Source organism: Streptomyces sp. NPDC047917 (assembly GCF_043204345.1).
GTDB lineage: Bacteria > Actinomycetota > Actinomycetes > Streptomycetales > Streptomycetaceae > Streptomyces > Streptomyces sanglieri.
This window is the reverse complement of record NZ_JBIDCA010000012.1, coordinates 260033-276492: the sequence shown is the minus strand read 5'-3', so window position 1 is coordinate 276492 and position 16460 is coordinate 260033. Positions and strand designations below refer to the sequence as shown.

Here is a 16460-nt window from a genome sequence, read left to right as displayed (position 1 = left end):
GCGGCGTACATGGGGCGGGTCCGGCGGCGGGCCTGCGGTGTGCCGGGCCGGGCACGGTGCGCCGCCGCCGGCCGGGGCCCGCAACGGCGGTGCCGCACACAGCCGGTGCCGGGGAGTGGCAGCCGGGCCCATGGGCGGGGACGCGGGGGGCCCGTAGCGTCCGCCGGCAGTGTCCGATCAGCCGGCCCAGCCCTCTCAGGGAGGCACCCGTGCGCCCATCGATCCTGCGACGCCTGCTCCGGCGCGTCGCCCCCACGGCCGCTCTCGCCCTCGTCGCGGCGATGCTCGGTGCCACCGGAGCGGCGGCGCCGGCCGCTGCGGCCGGTGGTCTGCAACAGGTCACCGGCTTCGGCACGAACCCCGGCAACCTCCAGATGTACGAGTACGCCCCCGCGTCCCTGCCGGCGAACGCGCCGCTGGTCGTCGCCCTGCACGGCTGCACGCAGACCGCGAACGGCTACTACACGAACTCGGGCTGGCCGAAGTACGCCGATCTGTGGGACTTCGCCGTGGTGTTCCCGCAGACCACGGCCGCCAACAACGCGCTGTCCTGCTTCGGCTGGTTCGATCCGGCCGAGGACGGCCGGGGCCGGGGTGAGGCCGCCTCGATCGTGCAGATGGTGGAGTACGCGAAGCAGCAGTACGGCTCGGACGGCCGCCGGGTGTACGTCACCGGCCTCTCGGCGGGCGGCGGGATGACGGCCGACCTGCTGGCCGCCTACCCGGACGTGTTCGCGGGCGGTTCCGTGGCCTCGGGGCTGCCCGCCCAGTGCGCGACGAGCCAGGCCGGCGCGTCCGGCTGCCAGACGGGTCCGCAGAAGCTGACGCCCGCGCAGTGGGGTGACAAGGTGCGCGCCGCCCACCCCGGATACGCGGGCCCCTGGCCCCGGGTGGCGATCTGGCAGGGCAGCGCCGACTACACGGTGTACCCGGCCAACGCGACGGCCCTGCGCGACCAGTGGACGGACGTCTGGGGCATCGGCCAGACCCCGTCGGCCACCGACAGCCTCCCCGGCGGCACGACGCGCAGCGTGTACGACGACGCCTCGGGGAATCCGGCGGTGGTGACGTACTCCGTCTCCGGCATGGGCCACGGTCTGGCCGTGAGCCCCGGCTCGGGCGCCGAGCAGTGCGGGACGACGGCCGCGTACTTCCTGAACGCCATCTGCTCGACGTATCACACCGGTGTCTTCTGGGGCCTGGACCGGGACGTGCCCGGCGGCGGGGAGCAGCTTCCCGCCCCGTCCGGTCTGCGGGTCACCGGCGTCACAGCGGACAGTGTCTCGCTGGCCTGGGACGCGGTGGCGGGCGCGGACTCGTACGCGGTGCGCCGTGACGGCGCGGAGGTCGCCACCACCGCCTCCGCTTCGTACACGGACCCGGGTCTCACCGCCGGGACGGCGTACCGCTACACGGTGACGGCCCTCGACGGATCGGGCACCCCCGGCGCCGCCTCGCCCCAGGTGACGGCGACCACCACCGGCGGCGCGCCGGCCCGGTGCTTCACCGCGACCAACTACGCGCAGGTGGCGGCGGGCCGGGCGCACACCACGGGCGGCTATGTGTACGCCGACGGCTCGGACCAGAACATGGGCCTGTACAACGTGTTCGTCACCCACACCCTGCGGGAGTCGCCGACGGGGTACTTCGTGATCGCGGACACCGGGTGCGCGGCCTGAGCGGTGTCCGGGGGCCGGGGCGGCGTCCGGCCCCGGTCTCCGCTCCACGCGGTCAGGTCTTGCGCAGGTCCGGGGCCGGGACGCCGATGAGCAGCCGCCGTACGGCGTCCCACGCGGCGCGCATCGCGCGGGTGAGGGCGGGCGGGTCGCTGCCGACGACCCGGACCCACGCCCCGCAGTCGTCGGGCAGGGTGCTCGCCCCGAAGAGCAGACCGGTCGGTTCGAGCGCCTCGTGGAGGGCGTCGGCGACCCGGGCGGCGGGGGCGAGCGGGGTGACCGCGTACAGGGAGGCCATCAGGTCGTGGCCCGCGAAGACGGCCGGCCCGGTGGCCCCGCCCGGTCCGTGCGGGTCGAGCCGGACGCTGTCCACCGCCAGGAGCGTCCCGTCGGGGCGCCGGACCTCCAGATCGCTGAAGAGCATCCGGTAGGCGTGCCGTTCGCCACGGGCCAGCCGTCCGGCCGCGATCGTCTCGCCCAGCAGCACGGTTGCGGTCGGGTCCACGGTCACCCGGGTGTGCTGGTAGAAGCGGGCGTCCCGGTAGGGGATGAGGGAGTCCGGCAGATACTCGACGTAACTCCCCTCCCCCGCAGCCAGGTTGACCATCTGGGTCGCGTGGTCGAACTCCATCCGGTGCACCTTGGTGGCGGCCTGTGTGGTCAGGTGGACCGAGGTGCCGGGGCCGCAGTCGATGTCGATCCGGTTGCGGTCGGCCTGGACGACGCCGCCGCCGGTCGACATCAGAAAGGTCACCGGAAGGCCGGGGCGCAGCGGATCGATGTACAGCGGGCGCATGATCTGCAGCGGTGACTTCTGGTACCGGTCGACGAGTTCGGTCCGCCCGTCCACCTGTGCGTAGCCCAGTTCGAGCAGGCCGACCTTGCCGGGGCGCCCGGCGGCCAGGGTGTCCGGGGTGCCGGTGAGTTCGAGCATCCGGGCCGGTACCCGCCGGGGTTCGTAGTGCGCGGGATCCAGCCGCGCGGGCGCCCCGGTCACGCGGAGGCCGTCTCCTGGGCGGCTTCGTGGGACAGGAGGAAGTCGGCGATGGTGCCGAGGCCCTCTCCGGTGAGCGAATTGGTCAGCACCACCGGCCGGCCTTCCCGGACGCGGTGCGCGTCCGACTCCATGACGCCGAGGTCGCACCGTACGTAGGGGGCGATGTCCACCTTGTTGATGACGAGCAGTTCGCACTCGGTGATGCCGGGGCCGCGTTTGCGGGGCATCTTGTCGCCCTCGGCGGTGTCCAGCACGAACAGGAACAGGTCGACCAGTGCGGGGCTGAAGGTGAGGGTGAGATTGTCCCCGCCGCTCTCGAAGAGCAGGGTGTCCACCTCGGGGAAGCGCTCCAGGAGTTCGTCCGCGGCCGCCTGGTTCATCGTCGGGTCGTCCCGGACGGCGGTGTGCGGGCAGGCCCCGGTCTCCACGCCGACGATCCGTTCGGCGTCGAGGATTCCGGCCAGGGTGCGGCGCACATGCGCGGCGTCCTCGGTGGTGAAGATGTCGTTGGTGATGACGGCGGGGATCCGGCCGCGCTCGATCAGCACCGGGACGAGCGCCTCGATCAGCGCGGTCTTGCCGGAGCCGACCGGTCCGGCGATCCCGACGCGCAGGACGCCGTCCTTCGGCCGCCGCATGAGTTCGTCGTCGTGGTGGTGGTGCCTGGCCTGCATGGGGTCGTGCATGGTGATCCTGTGATCCTGTCTGGTCGGAAAGGGTGGGAGGGGGTCTAAGGGCGGGACAGCCCTCAGCTGGCGAACAGACGTGCCTCGGCGCGCTCGTGGCGGCCGGCCATGACGTCGGCCACCGGGACGCAGCCGCCGATGTCGGGCAGTTCCCGGTCCAGGGCCGCGGCGACGGTCTCCTCGATGACCGGGGCGGCGCCGTGCAGCACGACCTGCGCCCGGCGGTGGTCGGTGAGCCGCAGCCGCATGGCGGCCCCCACGAAACTGGCCGCGAAGGCGAACAGTTCGCAGGTGACCGCCTGGCGGACGGGCAGCCCGTTGCCGGCGTGGACGACGGCGGCGACGACCGGCTGGCAGCCGCGTACGGCGCCGTCCCGGTACAGGTCCCGGTACCGCTCGATCGGCGCGGTGCCGTACACCTCGCCGGCCAGGTCCAGCAGCTGCCGCCCGGTGCGGACGGCGGCCTGCCGGGCCTCGCGGCCCAGTTTGGTGGCGTGCAGCCGCTGCTCCACGGCCACCACCTCGTCCCAGTCGTCGGCGGTGACCGCGCGGTGGGCGAGCGCGAGGGCGGTGGCGTCGGCCGGGCCCGCACTGTGGCGCAGCAGGTCGTGCAGGAGCGCCGGCAGGCCGGACGGGGTGACCGAGCGGGCCTGCTGGAAGCCCTCCAGCCCGTGGGAGAGGGTGTAGTAGCCGCTGGGGAAGGCCGAGTCGGTGAGCTGGAGTCCGGTCAGCAGCGCCGGGATCGGTATCGGGTCGTTCACACCGGTTCTCCGTTCGGGCGGTCGTCGGACGCTGCCGGGCATGCGTCAGACGATGTAGAAGAGGTGGTTGAGCGGGAGCCGCTCGGCCGGCTCGATGGTGGCGGGCTCGCCGTCCACGGTGACCTTGTACGTCTCGGGGTCCACCTCGATGCGCGGCAGCGCGTCGTTGCGCACCATGTGCTGCTTGCCGATGGTCCGGCAGCGCCGCACCGGCTCGATGCGCCGCTGGAGCCCCAGCTCGTCCGGAACCCCGGCGGCGATGGACGCCTGCGACATGAACGTCACCGAGGTGCGCTGCTTCGCCCGGCCGTGGGTGCCGAACATCGGGCGGTAGTACACCGGTTGGGGTGTCGGCAGCGAGGCGTTCGGGTCGCCCATCAGGGCCCAGTTGACCATGCCGCCCTTGATGATCAGCTTGGGCTTGGCGGCGAAGGAGTGGATCGGCCAGAGAACGATGTCGGCGAGCTTGCCGGGTTCCAGGGAGCCGATCACGTCCGAGGCACCGACCGCGGTGGCGGGGTTGATGGTCAGCTTGGCCAGGTACCGCAGGACCCGCGCGTTGTCGTTGCGGGAGCTGTCCTCCGCCAGCGGGCCGCGCATCTCCTTGCAGTGGTGCGCCGTCTGGAAGGCCCGGAGGAAGGTCTCGCCGACCCGGCCCATGGCCTGGGAGTCGGAGGAGAAGATGCTGATGACCCCGAGGTCGTGCAGTACGGTCTCGGCCGCGATCGTCTCGGCGCGCACCCGGCTGTCGGCGAACGAGACGTCCTCGGGGATGTCGCGGGACAGGTGGTGGCAGACCATCACCATGTCCAGCAGCTCGTCCACCGCGTTGACGGTGTACGGCAGGGTGGGGTTGGTGGAGGCCGGCAGCACGTTGGCCTCGCCGGACACCCGGATGATGTCGGGGGCGTGGCCGCCGCCCGCGCCCTCGGTGTGGAAGGTGTGGATGGTCCGGCCGTCGATCGCGGAAAGGGTGTCCTCGTAGAAACCCCCCTCGTTGAGGGTGTCGGTGTGGATGGCCATCTGTACGTCGTGCTCGTCGGCGACCCGCAGCGCGGTGTCGATCGAGGCGGGGGTGGCGCCCCAGTCCTCGTGCACCTTCAGCCCGGCCGCTCCCGCCTCGACCTGCTCGCGCAGGGCCTCGGGCAGGCTGCCGTTGCCCTTGCCGAGCAGGCCCACGTTGACCGGCAGGTCCTCCACGGCCTCCAGCATCCGGTGGATGTTCCAGGGGCCGGGGGTGCAGGTGGTGCCGTTGGTTCCGTCGGTGGGTCCGGTGCCGCCGCCGAAGAAGGTGGTGATGCCGTTGGACAGGCCTTCCTGGGCCTGCTGGGGCGCGATGAAGTGGATGTGCGTGTCGACGCCGCCCGCGGTGGCGATGAGGTGCTCGCCGGATATGACCTCGGTGCCGGGGCCGATGACGAGCTTGGGGTCGACGCCGTTCTGGAGATGCGGGTTCCCCGCCTTGCCGACGCCGACGATCAGGCCGCCGCGGACCCCGATGTCGCCCTTGACCACGCCGAGGACCGGGTCGAGGACCACGACGTTGGTGATGACGAGGTCCAGTGCGCCCTCGCGGTTGAGCGCGGACGGGTCCTGGGCCATGCCGTCCCGGATGGCCTTGCCACCGCCGTAGACGGCCTCTTCGCCGTAGGAACCGGCGTTGTGGTCGTACTCGACCTCGACGATCAGGTTGGTGTCGGCCAGGTGGAACCGGTCGCCCACGGTGGGGCCGAACAGATCCGTGTACTGCTTGCGCGGGATGATCGCCATCAGTTCCGCTCCTCTTCTTCGTTCTGCTCGGTTCCGGACCCGGGCTGTACGAAGCCGAGTTCCGCGGCGCGGCGGAGCGCGTCGCGCCGGGTGTCCGGGGCGGACAGGCCGCCGTTGACGAGTGCGGCGAAGCCGGTGAGCCGCCCGTTGCCGCCGAAGGCGCAGAGCTCCACCTCGCGGGTGTCGCCGGGCTCGAAGCGCACCGCGGTTCCGGAGGGGATGTCCAGGCGCATGCCGTAGGCGGCCTCGCGGTCGAAGCGCAGGGCGCGGTTGGTCTCGAAGAAGTGGTAGTGGGAGCCGACCTGGACGGCCCGGTCACCGGTGTTGGCGACGGTGAGCCTGGTCCTGGCACGGTTGGCGTTGATCTCCACGGGGTCGTCCCCGTAGAGGTAGTGGGCTCCGCCCGACATCTGTGTCTCCTAGGTCTCTCAGTCGTCCCGGACGTCTCGGGCGCCTCGAACATCTCGATGTCTCAGCCGTCTCGGACATCTCAGTGGTCTCGGGCGCCTCAGGCGTCTCAGGCGTCTCAGGCGCTGATCGGGTCGTGGCAGGTGACCAGCTTCGTCCCGTCGACGAAGGCCGTCTCGACCTGGAGGACGGTGAGCATCTCCCGTACGCCGGGCATCACTTCGTCGCCCTTGACGACCTTGCGGCCCAGCTCCATGCATTCGGCGACGGTGTGGCCGTCGCGGGCGGCCTCCAGGACGGCCTCGGTGATCAGCGCGGCGGCTTCGCTGTAGTTGAGCTTGGTTCCCCGGTCGCGGCGGCGGCGGGCCAGGTCCGCGACCACGTAGACATGGAGTTTGTCGATTTCCCGCGGTGCGAGGTTCATGACGTCACGTCTGCTTTCTCGAAGGTGCGTGTCCGAAGGAGAGCCCGGGGCGGTCCAGAGCCGGACCGGCCGCCAGGAAGAGCCAGGTCGTCACGGTGAACGGCCAGGTGAAGGGGGTTGTGCCGGACGGCTGGGCGAAGGCTTCCCAGGCGGCGGCGAAGGGGACCGAGGCGATGGCGGCGAGTACCGCGTAACCGGCGGTCCACACGGTGGGGGTCAGGAACACGGCGCCCAGCGCGATGGCGCAGAGCACCGCGTTGTAGCCGTACAGCCCGGCGGTGATCGAGGCGGCGGGCAGTCCGGCCGCGCAGGCCGTCACGAGCGCCACGGCGCTGGCGCCCACCGCCGCGAGCGCCACGGTCCGGGAGGCGACGAGGAGCCCGGCGAGCACGATCAGGCCCGCGTACCACGTGTCGAGGAAGAAGATCTGGCCGATGTTGGCGCAGAGCGCCCGCCCCGCTTCGGCGGTCGTCAGCTCCGTGAACCCCGGCACCCGCGCGGTCGCGCCGACGGTGACCGGGCCCTTCGACAGGGCGACCGTCAGTGTGCTGACGACCAGACAGTACGGGGCCGTCAGCACGGGCAGCCCGAGGGGGGTGAGCAGGCGGCCCGCCGCCCCGCTCAGCACGGCGCAGACCGCCGCCGCGAGCACGACCAGCACGGCTGTCCGCCACGAGGCGCCGAGCCGGATCACCAGGGCGAGGCCGGTCAGGCACCCGCAGTAGCCCTGAAGGCCCTGCTCCACGCCCTTCCGGTCGGCCCCGAGCAGAACCGCCGCCCCGGTGGACGCGACGGTCCCGAGCAGCCCGAACACCCCGAGCCGCCACCCGCCGACGAACAGCGCGACCGCGAACAGCAGCCCGGACCACGGACTGCCGACAAGCACCACCTGCGCGATGCCGCGCAACTGCGCCGCCCCGGTCCGCGGAACCGCCCGGCCCCGGGGAAATACCCGGCCCCGTATCCGCACCGCCTGTTCTGCTGCGGGCACGCCTTCTCCTTTGAGACATGACGAATGAGGGCACACCGAATACCTCCACATCACCTCATCCGGGAGATGTGGATCTTGATCAACAATCCGTTGAGACGGTACGCCCGGCAGCGACACAAAGGCATCGAAGAGATGTGACCACGAAGCGCGATACTTCATTGACTCTCGGCGATACTCCCAGCTCAACACCCTTCCAGGGTGCACCGGCAGCCACCCCGAACCCCCTCCGCAGCGAAATCCTTAGCCAGGTGTTGAACATTCCACATCCACCTTTTGACCGAAAGAAAACCCACGAAAGCACCCCACCCCGCACAACTACGTGCACCATGCACACACGAAATTCGACAAGAAAATTAGGTTAAATTCCGGCACAAGGGATCCGACCCGGCACTCCCCACAGAAAGCCGGCGTACCCTACGCCCCCCCTGGGGGGGGGGGGGCAGAGGCCGTGCGTGAGTGGTTCGTGAGTGAATGGGGGCATGCTCCTCGACTTCACCCACGACCACGGCGGCGAACGGCTCAGCGGTGTGTACGGCGGTGAGCCGTCCGGGACCACCGCTGGGACCACCGCCGTGCTGCTGCACGGCGCGGGCACCGGCAGCAAGGAGCGACTGCTGCCGCTGGTGCGGGAGTTCGTGGCCCACGGCTGCCGCGCGATCGCCTTCGACTTCTCCGGGCACGGCGAAAGCACCGGGAAGCTCGGTGAGTTGAGCCTACGGCGACGGTTCGACCAGGCCGTTGCGGTGATCGAGGCGTACGCGGGGACGGACGGGCCGCTGGTCCTGGTGGGGTTCAGCATGAGCGGGCAGACGGTGGCCGATCTCGCCCGGCACTACGGGGACCGTGTGGCGGCGATGGGACTGTGCGCGCCCGCCGTGTACGCCGCCGAGGCGTGGGACGAGCCCTTCGGTGACGGGAACGGCCGGTTCAGCGGAATCATCCGGCGGCCGGACAGCTGGCGGGAGGCGCCCGCGCTCGACGCGCTGCGGACGTACGGGGGCCGGGCCGTGCTCGCCGTGCCGGGCACGGACGCGGTGATCCCACCGGCGGTGACCGAGGCCGTGCAGGAGGCGCTGGCCGCGCGCGCCCAGTACACACGGTTCGAACTGCCGGACGCGACGCACCGGCTGGGCCAGTGGTTCCGCGACCACGGCGACGACCGGCGGGAGTTCGTGGCGGCGGTGCTGACCGGGCTCGGCAACCGGGGCTGGACGGCGACGCGCGCGTGGGTGGCGAAGCAGATCGGCCCCGGCCGATCGGTCACCGGCTCCCGTCTCCTGACCGGCGGCTGGAGCTCCCAGATGCGCCGGCTCGCCCTCGACGACGGCACGGACCTGGTGCAACGCACCTTCGTGAAGCCCTTCTTCCGCCACCACGGTCCCGGGCTGCTGAACCGCGAGGCGTCCGTCCTGGCGCTGCTCGCCGAGCAGGACTCCGTCCCCGCGCCCGGCCCCCTCGCGTTGGACGCCACCGCCGAGCACTGCGACCACCCGACCCTGTTGATGTCCGCGCTGCCGGGGCGCGTCCGCGTCGACGGCGACGATCTCGACCGGCGCCTGGACCTGCTCGCGGCCCAACTCGTCCGCGTCCACGCCGTCGTACCGGTCGAAAGGCCGCGCACCTACCAGCCATGGACGTCCCCGGAACGCGTCCGCGCTCCGGACGGACCCCTGTGGGAGCAGGCTGTGGATGTGATCCGCCGCGACCCGCCGCCGTACGAAGGCCGCTTCCTGCACCGCGACTTCCACCCCGGGAACGTGCTCTTCGCGGGATCCGGGCCCGAGCTGCGGATCACCGGTGTCGTGGACTGGGTCGAGACCTCGTGGGGTCCTGCCGACCTGGATGTGGCGCACTGCTCGACCGCGCTCGCCCTGCTGCACGGACCGGCGTACGGGCTGGACTTCCGCGACCGGTACGAGGCACAGGGCGGCCACGGCCTCGCCACCGGACCCGACCACCTGTACTGGCGGCTGCTCGACGCCCTGCACTACTGCCCGGACGCGGCGAAACTGGCCGGACCGTGGCGCGAGCTGGGGCGCGACGATCTGACGCCCGAGGTGCTGGGGGAACGGCTGGCGGCGTACGTGGACGGACTGCTGCGCCGGTACGCCTGAGCCGGCGGGAGCGCGGCGAAGCCGCGCCGCCTCACGTACCGGGGGCCCCTGCCTTCGGAGGACGTGCCGGCTGGACGGACAGTTCGACGCGCGCGGCCGCCTCCGTCAGTGCCGGACGCACCGAATCGTCAGCGCCCTTTCCGGGCGCCCCGAAACGCGCGACGCAGTGCCACACCTTCTTGATCGCCTGCGGGTCGTGGTGTCCGGACCGGGCCGCGTCCCCGACGACGCGCGGATCGAGCACACCGTCGACAGCGATCCGTACGCCGAGGTCGACGTATTCCTGCCCCCGGTAGCCGGGATGGCGGTGAAGCTCGTCGGCCGTGAGCCGGAAGCCGGGGTGCCACTCCACGGGGCAGCCCAGACGCAGAGCCGCCTCCTCGACGGCCGAGCCCCGGTAGCAGGGATCCAGGACGAGCGCCTCCACATGGCCGTCCGGCCGTACGGGCCCGTGGACCTGCGCCTCGATGTAGTCGTCGAGGTCGTCCTGCCGGTCGGCGAGGGCGAGGTCGATGAGCCCCATGCGGGCCGCGACACCGAAGTCCGAGGGTTCGAGGAAGCTGTCCGGGTAGCAGAACGTGGTCCGCGTCAGCGTCTCGGACGTCAGCCGGAAATGGGCGGAGCCGAACCTCGGTGCCGCGCCGACGGGTTTGCGGCGGAAGTCCAAGGCCCCGTAGACGGGACGCTCGTGACCGGGCGCCTCGTCGTACGCACCACCGAAGATCCGGCTCTCCCAACGCCACCGGTCACCACCGGGATGCGCGGTGAGCCCGCCGTTACTGGTCCCCGTGACGAACTGCGAGCGGTAGCCACCGTCCTCGGCCATGGCGTCCAGGATCGGCCTGCCGCGCAGCAGCCGATCCGGGTGGAAGTTGAGGGTCACCCGCAGCGCCGGATCCAACGGCGGGCCCGACGCCAGCTTCGCGACATGCCCGAGGGCCCGTTCCTGCGGAGTCCGGGAGGACGAGGAGATCATCCGAACAGTCTTCCGCAGTTCGACCAACCACCGCACGCGACTTGTGCGCCGCCCGCGCGTACGAGCACAGGACCACCACCGGCCTCCCGTTCCTGCGACCCGCACCGGAGGCTCAGGTCTTCTTTCCGCATCCCAGCTGATCGTTCACCCACTGCCGGCTGACGATTTTCCCTTTCGACGTCAGATACTCCCCTGCTTTCAGGGGACGTGGCGACTGGGCTGACAGGTCAATCCAGTCACCTCTGGCAGAATTCGACTTACCGTCACGTGACGATTCCTTGACCCCGACATAGAAGCCCTCGGGAAGTGCCCCTGCGAGAGGCTTTCCTTCCTGGCGAAAACTGTCTGACGTCCCCACGGTGAAGACGCCCCGCTTCACCTCTTCGGAAGCGGCCCCCCTGGCCTCCCACAATTTCTCGGAACTGCTCGTATCCCCGCGCTTGACACGGATGGTGATTTCAGCTCCGGAAACCTCATCCATCGGGCAGAGAGGGGAGGCGATCACCACGTTCCCCCGATCATCCAGCCGGTACCCGAACCGCACGGAACTCGGACCCGTGCCTACGCAAGAAGTAAGGGCAACGGAAAGGGCCACCGCGGCAATCCACACCCTTCCTCGGATATTGCTCAGCACTGATACCCGCCCTTGTCCAGATCGGCGACACACCCGTCATCCCATCCCGTGACGTAGGTCCCACCCACATCCGTTCCCCCTCGGCCGTACATGAGCAGATTCACCTGACAGTCAGCCAGATCCTGATCCTTGAAGCATTCGGCTCCCCCAAGCATCGCAGCGGTTTCGTACGCAGCGCGTAGACAAGGAGCCGGCCCGTACCGGATCCGCTCCGGTACGGGCCGACTTCACGTGTTTCGTTCGCGTTCGCGCGGGAGAACCGCCGCCTACTCCTCCGGTGGGAAGACGACCTCTCCCGAGTCGGTCAGGGTGATCGTGATCGCCTCGACCGGGCAGCCCTCCGCGGCCGCGAGGACCTGCTCGTCGGCGTCGGTCTCCGGGGCCGACGGGCGGGACTGGCGGGCGGTGTCCAGGGCGAAGGCGCCCGGCGCGTGGTTCACACACATCCCGGAGCCGATGCAGACACCCCGGTCGACCTCCACGGCCCAGCGGTCGCCCATCACGCCCCCTCGTATCCGGCCGGCAGGTGGATCATCTTGTGCTCGAAGTACTCGCCGTACCCCTCGGGCCCGAACTCCCGGCCCAGACCGGAGTTCTTGTACCCGCCGAACGGGCCGAGCATGTCGAGGCTGAAGGTGTTCACACTGTACGTGCCCGTCCTGACCCGCCGGGCGATGTCGATGCCGCGCTCGGTGTCGGCGGTCCAGACGCTGCCGCTGAGCCCGTAGTCGGAGTCGTCGGCGATCCGTACGGCCTCGTCCTCGTCCCCGTACGGCAGCAGGCAGATGACGGGGCCGAAGATCTCCTCGCGGGCGATCCGCATCGAGTTGTCGACGTCGCCGAAGAGCGTCGGCTCGACGTACCAGCCGCGTTCCTGGGATGCCGGGCGGCCGCCGCCGGTGAGGATCTTGGCGCCCTCGTCCTGCCCGATCCGGATGTAGTCGAGCGAGCGCTGCTGCTGGCGCCGTGCGACCAGGGGGCCGAGTTCGGTGGCCGGGTCGAGCGGGTCGCCGACCTTCAGCGCGGACGCCGCGGCGGCGAACGCCTCGGCCGTCTCGTCGTAGCGGGAGCGCGGGACGAGGATGCGGGTCTGGGCCACGCACGCCTGGCCGTTGATCATCCAGGCGAAGGGGACGATGCCCGCGACGGCGGCGTCCAGATCGGCGTCGGGAAGGATCACGGCGGCGGACTTGCCGCCCAGTTCCAGGGTGACCCGGGTGAGGTTGCGGGAGGCGACCTCCATCACCCGGCGCCCGGCGGCCACCGACCCGGTGAACGACACCTTGTCGACGCCGGGGTGCCCGACCAGGTACTCGCTGACCTCGCGGTCGGCCGGAAGGATGGAGAGCACGCCCTCCGGCAGCCCGGCGTCGGCGGCGATCTCGGCCAGGATGTAGGCGTCCAGCGGGGATTCCGGCGAGACCTTGAGCACGGCGGAGCAGCCCGCCAGCAGCGCGGGCGCGAGCTTGGCGGCGGCGGTGAACTGCGGAACGTTCCACGGCACGACGGCCGCGACCACCCCGACCGGCTCCCGCCGCACCAGCAACGGTCCGAGCGCCCCGGCCCGCCGCTCCTCGTACGGGAAGTCCCGGGCCACGGTGATCGCCGAGTCCCACACCATCATCGCGGCGAGCGCCTGCACCATGACGCTCGACGTGTACGGGGTGCCGTTCTCCGAGCTGATGACCCGGGCGATCTCCTCGTACCGGACGGCGAACGCGTCCTTGATCCGGGTCACCACCGCGATCCGCTCGTCCAGGCTCATCCGGGGCCAGGGCCCCTCGTCGAACGCCCGTCGCCCGGCGGCGACGGCCGCGTCGACATCCGCCCGGGAGGCATGCGGCACCCGGCCGATGACCTGCTCGGTGTGGGGCGAGACGACCTCGATCACTTCCCGGCCCAGCGGATCGACCAACTCCCCGCCGATGAACAGTTTTCCGTGTTCGACAAGCTCGGTCATGGCTGCTGCCTCCCGCGAACCGGTGCGTACCCGCCTCATCATCTGACTCTGTGTCAGAACTGATACCAGTTCCAGTTCCAGTAGTAAACGACCGCGACAGCGCCCGCCGGGATCACCCGGCCGTACCGGATCGATCGGCGCCCCACGCACAGGCCGTGGGCAGAAAAATCGGGTGCTCTCCCGCCGAGATCATGAACACCCCCGTCGCTTCGCGTGCGGATGGCGCCGAATCTCCACGTTCACGTCGCTGGCCCTCGACAGGTCACCTTCGGACCGCGCCCGACGCCGTTCCCCGGCCAGGGCGCCGCACACATCGCACCCGGGCTCCGGCGCCGGGTCGGTGCCGGACCACGGGGAATGTTCGACGAACGGTCGGTGCTGGGCCGACTCAGACCAACGAGCGCCTGCGAGCCGCCATGGCAGCCGGAGGGTGGACTCGCGCAGGCCTGGCCGAAGCGACGGGTGTCGATCCCAAGAGCGTCGAGAGACGGGTCAACCTCGGGCGCGTCCCCCGGCGGGCAACAGCGCTGAAGGCCGCCGAGACTTGAAGGAAGACGTGCACGCGTTGTGGCCGGCACTCCGCCAGGCACGTGCCGCACGTGGCGTGAGTTCCGAGCTCCTGGCACTCTACGAACAACGGGCAGACCTTCCCGTTTCCATGTTCGTGGACCTCTTCGCCTCGGCACGTCGGCACATCGGCGTGCTGGTCTACGCGGCCGTGTTCCTCCACGAGGCGTATCCCGGACTCAATGACCTGCTGCGCAAGCGCGCGGCCGAAGGCTGCGCCGTCCGCATCGCCATCGGTGACGCGGACAGCGCCAATGCCCAACAGCGCGGAAACGAGGAGAAGTTCGGCCACGGCATCGAGTCCCGCTGCCGACTGGCGCTCATGCACTACCGGCAGCTGCTCAACACGCCCGGCATCGAACTGCGAACGCACGGGACGACGCTCTACAACAGCCTGTATCGGACCGACGACCAGATGCTGGTCAACACACACGCCTGGGGCGTCAACGCCCACCGGGCGCCCGTGTGGCACCTGCGGCGCAATCGCGGAGGTGGCATGTTTCGACGTGTACGCGGACAGCTTCAGCGCCACGTGGGAGACCGCCACACCCGCGGAAAGGTGAACCCATGGCACGGACCGAGTTCTACGACGACCCGAACGCTCCGAAGCCCAACAGTCTGGTCGTGGCCGCCTCCGCCGTGGTGACGGACGAAGCGGGACGGATCCTGATGCAGCGACGGCGGGACAACGGCCTCTGGGCCCTGCCGGGCGGAGGAATGGACCTGACCGACTCACTGCCCGGCGCCGCCGTCCGGGAGGTCAGGGAGGAGACCGGGCTCGATGTCGAGATCACCGGGCTCGTCGGCACATACACGGACCCGAAGCATGTCATCGCCTACAGCGACGGGGAGGTTCGCCGCCAGTTCGCCGTGGTGTTCACGGCCCGCGTCGTCGGCGGCGAACTGGGCATCTCCGACGAGTCGACGGACCTCCGATTCGTCGCCCCGGACGAACTGGACGCGCTGCCCATGCACCACACCCAGCGGCTGAGGATCGACCACTTCCGGGCGAACCGGGCGACGCCGCACCTGGGGTGATCGTCCGGCTGGGCAGGTACGCCAGAACGAGATGGTCGACCGGGGCTACTACTGGAACAAGTTCTCGTTACAGTGGGGGCGTCGCACCGGAGCCGCGAAGCCGTACGCCGTCCAGAGAGATGGGGACCTCATGACGCAGGTGACCGACCACGGCGGGGGCGTGCACAGCATCAAGGTGCCCATCCCGGACAATCCGCTCGGCCACACCCTCGTACACGTCCTGGACACCGATCGGGGTCCGGTGCTGATCGACACCGGGTGGGACGATCCCGAGGCCTGGGACACGCTCAACGCCGGACTCGCCGCCGTCGGTACGGAGATGGCCGACATCCACGGTGTGGTCATCACCCACCACCACCCCGACCACCACGGGCTCTCCGGGCAGGTGCGCGAGGCCTCCGGGGCCTGGATCGCCATGCACGCGGCGGACACCGCGATCGTGCGCCGCACCCGGGAGTCCGAACCCGGCAGGTGGCTGACGTATCTCGCGGCCAAGCTCACCGCGGTCGGGGCGCCCGAGGAGCACCTCGCGCCGTTGCGGGTCGCCGCGGCCGGCGGGGGCAGGATGCGGACGCTGCCGGGGCTGCGGGCCGCGCTTCCGGACCGGGAGATCGTGCCCGGTGAGCTGCTCGACCTGGCGGGGCGCAAACTGCGGGCGATCTGGACACCGGGGCACACGCCCGGACATGTGTGCCTGCACCTGGAGGAGAAGCACCCGGGCAATCTGCCGGGGCGGGGACGGCTCTTCTCGGGGGACCATCTGCTGCCGGGGATCAGTCCGCACATCGGGCTGTACGAGGACCCGGACGACGCCACGGCCACCGACCCCCTCGGTGACTACCTCGACTCGCTGGAGCGGATCGGCAGGCTCGGGGCCGCCGAGGTGCTGCCCGCGCATCAGTACGCCTTCACCGATGCGGCGGGGCGCGTGCGGGAGCTGCTCGGGCATCACGAGGAGCGGCTGACCGGGCTGCTCGGGCTGCTGGCGGAGCCGCTGACACCGTGGGAGCTGGCCGAGCGGATGGAGTGGAACCGGCCGTGGGAGCAGATCCCGCACGGCTCCCGGAACATCGCCGTCTCGGAGGCGGAGGCGCATCTGCGGCGGCTGGTGAAGCTCGGGCGCGCGGAGGCGGTGCCGGGAAGCGAGCCGGTGACATACATCGCGGTGTGAGCGGTGGAGCGGTGTGCGTGGTGTGAGTGGGGGGGCGAGTGGGGGGTGTGGTCTCGCTTACGTGGGCGGTGGCGCGCAGGGGAACAGAGGCGCGTACGTGAGCAGTGACACGTACGGGGCGCTCCTCCCGGCCCGGAGTCCGGTCGGTGCCGCCCGGTAGAGTGTGCGGGTCGTCATCATGCCCGTTCAGGGGGAAGCCGGTGCGAATCCGGCACTGACCACGCAGCCGTGAACCGTCTTCGCAGGCGGTGAGTCGGAATGCCCTGTCCGCGGTCGTGACCGGCTCG

15 protein-coding genes, 1 pseudogene and 1 riboswitch are annotated in these 16460 nt (G+C 70.8%); of the genes and pseudogenes, 5 read left to right on the top strand and 11 right to left on the bottom strand.

Features of this window, described 5'->3' with window-relative positions:
* Nucleotides 1–209 precede the first annotated feature (209 nt).
* Nucleotides 210–1679, top strand: coding sequence for a PHB depolymerase family esterase (locus tag ACGF8B_RS29090; RefSeq protein WP_392744353.1), 1470 nt, complete (start codon nt 210–212; stop codon nt 1677–1679).
* A 52-nt stretch (nt 1680–1731) separates the two neighbouring features.
* Here ACGF8B_RS29090 and ACGF8B_RS29085 read toward each other — a convergent pair whose 3' ends face one another.
* From ACGF8B_RS29085 to ACGF8B_RS29055, 7 genes are all read right to left on the bottom strand, one after another.
* Nucleotides 1732–2610: an urease accessory protein UreD gene (locus ACGF8B_RS29085; RefSeq protein ID WP_392744644.1), complete on the bottom strand. Its 879-nt coding sequence runs from the start codon at nt 2608–2610 to the stop codon at nt 1732–1734.
* A 59-nt stretch (nt 2611–2669) separates the two neighbouring features.
* Nucleotides 2670–3311, bottom strand: coding sequence for an urease accessory protein UreG (gene ureG, locus ACGF8B_RS29080; RefSeq protein WP_392744642.1), 642 nt, complete (start codon nt 3309–3311; stop codon nt 2670–2672).
* 110 nt (nt 3312–3421) lie between these two features.
* Entirely contained in the window at nt 3422–4120 is a 699-nt protein-coding gene (locus ACGF8B_RS29075) for an urease accessory protein UreF (protein ID WP_392744351.1), read from the bottom strand.
* Nucleotides 4121–4165: 45 nt separating this feature from the next.
* Nucleotides 4166–5890, bottom strand: coding sequence for an urease subunit alpha (ureC, locus tag ACGF8B_RS29070; protein WP_392744349.1), 1725 nt, complete (start codon nt 5888–5890; stop codon nt 4166–4168).
* Complete coding sequence (locus ACGF8B_RS29065) at nt 5890–6300, bottom strand: urease subunit beta (RefSeq protein ID WP_392744346.1); 411 nt, start codon at nt 6298–6300, stop codon at nt 5890–5892. Before ACGF8B_RS29065 ends, ureC begins: the two co-directional genes overlap by 1 nt.
* Nucleotides 6301–6416: 116 nt before the next feature.
* The gene (locus ACGF8B_RS29060) at nt 6417–6722 is read right to left on the bottom strand and encodes an urease subunit gamma (RefSeq protein WP_392744343.1); all 306 of its coding nucleotides are present in this window, start codon (nt 6720–6722) and stop codon (nt 6417–6419) included.
* 4 nt (nt 6723–6726) lie between these two features.
* Nucleotides 6727–7713, bottom strand: a complete 987-nt coding sequence (locus tag ACGF8B_RS29055; protein WP_392744341.1) for an urea transporter — start codon at nt 7711–7713, stop codon at nt 6727–6729.
* 479 nt (nt 7714–8192) lie between these two features.
* Here ACGF8B_RS29055 and ACGF8B_RS29050 point away from each other — a divergent pair, with 479 nt between their 5' ends.
* Entirely contained in the window at nt 8193–9827 is a 1635-nt protein-coding gene (locus ACGF8B_RS29050; RefSeq protein WP_392744340.1) for an alpha/beta fold hydrolase, read from the top strand.
* 31 nt (nt 9828–9858) lie between these two features.
* Here ACGF8B_RS29050 and ACGF8B_RS29045 read toward each other — a convergent pair whose 3' ends face one another.
* From ACGF8B_RS29045 to ACGF8B_RS29030, 4 genes are all read right to left on the bottom strand, one after another.
* The gene (locus tag ACGF8B_RS29045) at nt 9859–10803 is read right to left on the bottom strand and encodes a DUF3626 domain-containing protein (protein WP_392744338.1); all 945 of its coding nucleotides are present in this window, start codon (nt 10801–10803) and stop codon (nt 9859–9861) included.
* 112 nt (nt 10804–10915) lie between these two features.
* Nucleotides 10916–11311: a hypothetical protein gene (locus ACGF8B_RS29040; RefSeq protein ID WP_392744336.1), complete on the bottom strand. Its 396-nt coding sequence runs from the start codon at nt 11309–11311 to the stop codon at nt 10916–10918.
* A gap of 392 nt (nt 11312–11703) precedes the next feature.
* On the bottom strand, nt 11704–11937 hold the full coding sequence (locus tag ACGF8B_RS29035) for a ferredoxin (protein WP_392744333.1): 234 nt from the start codon (nt 11935–11937) through the stop codon (nt 11704–11706).
* Nucleotides 11937–13397, bottom strand: a complete 1461-nt coding sequence (locus tag ACGF8B_RS29030) for an aldehyde dehydrogenase (protein WP_392744331.1) — start codon at nt 13395–13397, stop codon at nt 11937–11939. Before ACGF8B_RS29030 ends, ACGF8B_RS29035 begins: the two co-directional genes overlap by 1 nt.
* A gap of 416 nt (nt 13398–13813) precedes the next feature.
* Here ACGF8B_RS29030 and ACGF8B_RS29025 point away from each other — a divergent pair.
* The 3 genes and pseudogenes from ACGF8B_RS29025 (at nt 13814) to ACGF8B_RS29015 (ending at nt 16173) form a co-directional block, all read left to right on the top strand.
* Nucleotides 13814–14527, top strand: a pseudogene (locus ACGF8B_RS29025) (XRE family transcriptional regulator).
* Between the two features lie 4 nt (nt 14528–14531).
* Nucleotides 14532–15002 carry an NUDIX domain-containing protein gene (locus ACGF8B_RS29020; RefSeq protein WP_392744328.1) on the top strand — a complete coding sequence of 157 codons (471 nt, stop codon included), beginning with the start codon at nt 14532–14534 and terminating at the stop codon, nt 15000–15002.
* A gap of 130 nt (nt 15003–15132) precedes the next feature.
* A complete protein-coding gene (locus tag ACGF8B_RS29015; RefSeq protein WP_392744325.1) occupies nt 15133–16173 on the top strand; it encodes an MBL fold metallo-hydrolase in 1041 nt (346 codons plus the stop codon).
* 150 nt (nt 16174–16323) lie between these two features.
* Nucleotides 16324–16459, top strand: a riboswitch (cobalamin riboswitch).
* Nucleotide 16460: the final 1 nt, after the last annotated feature.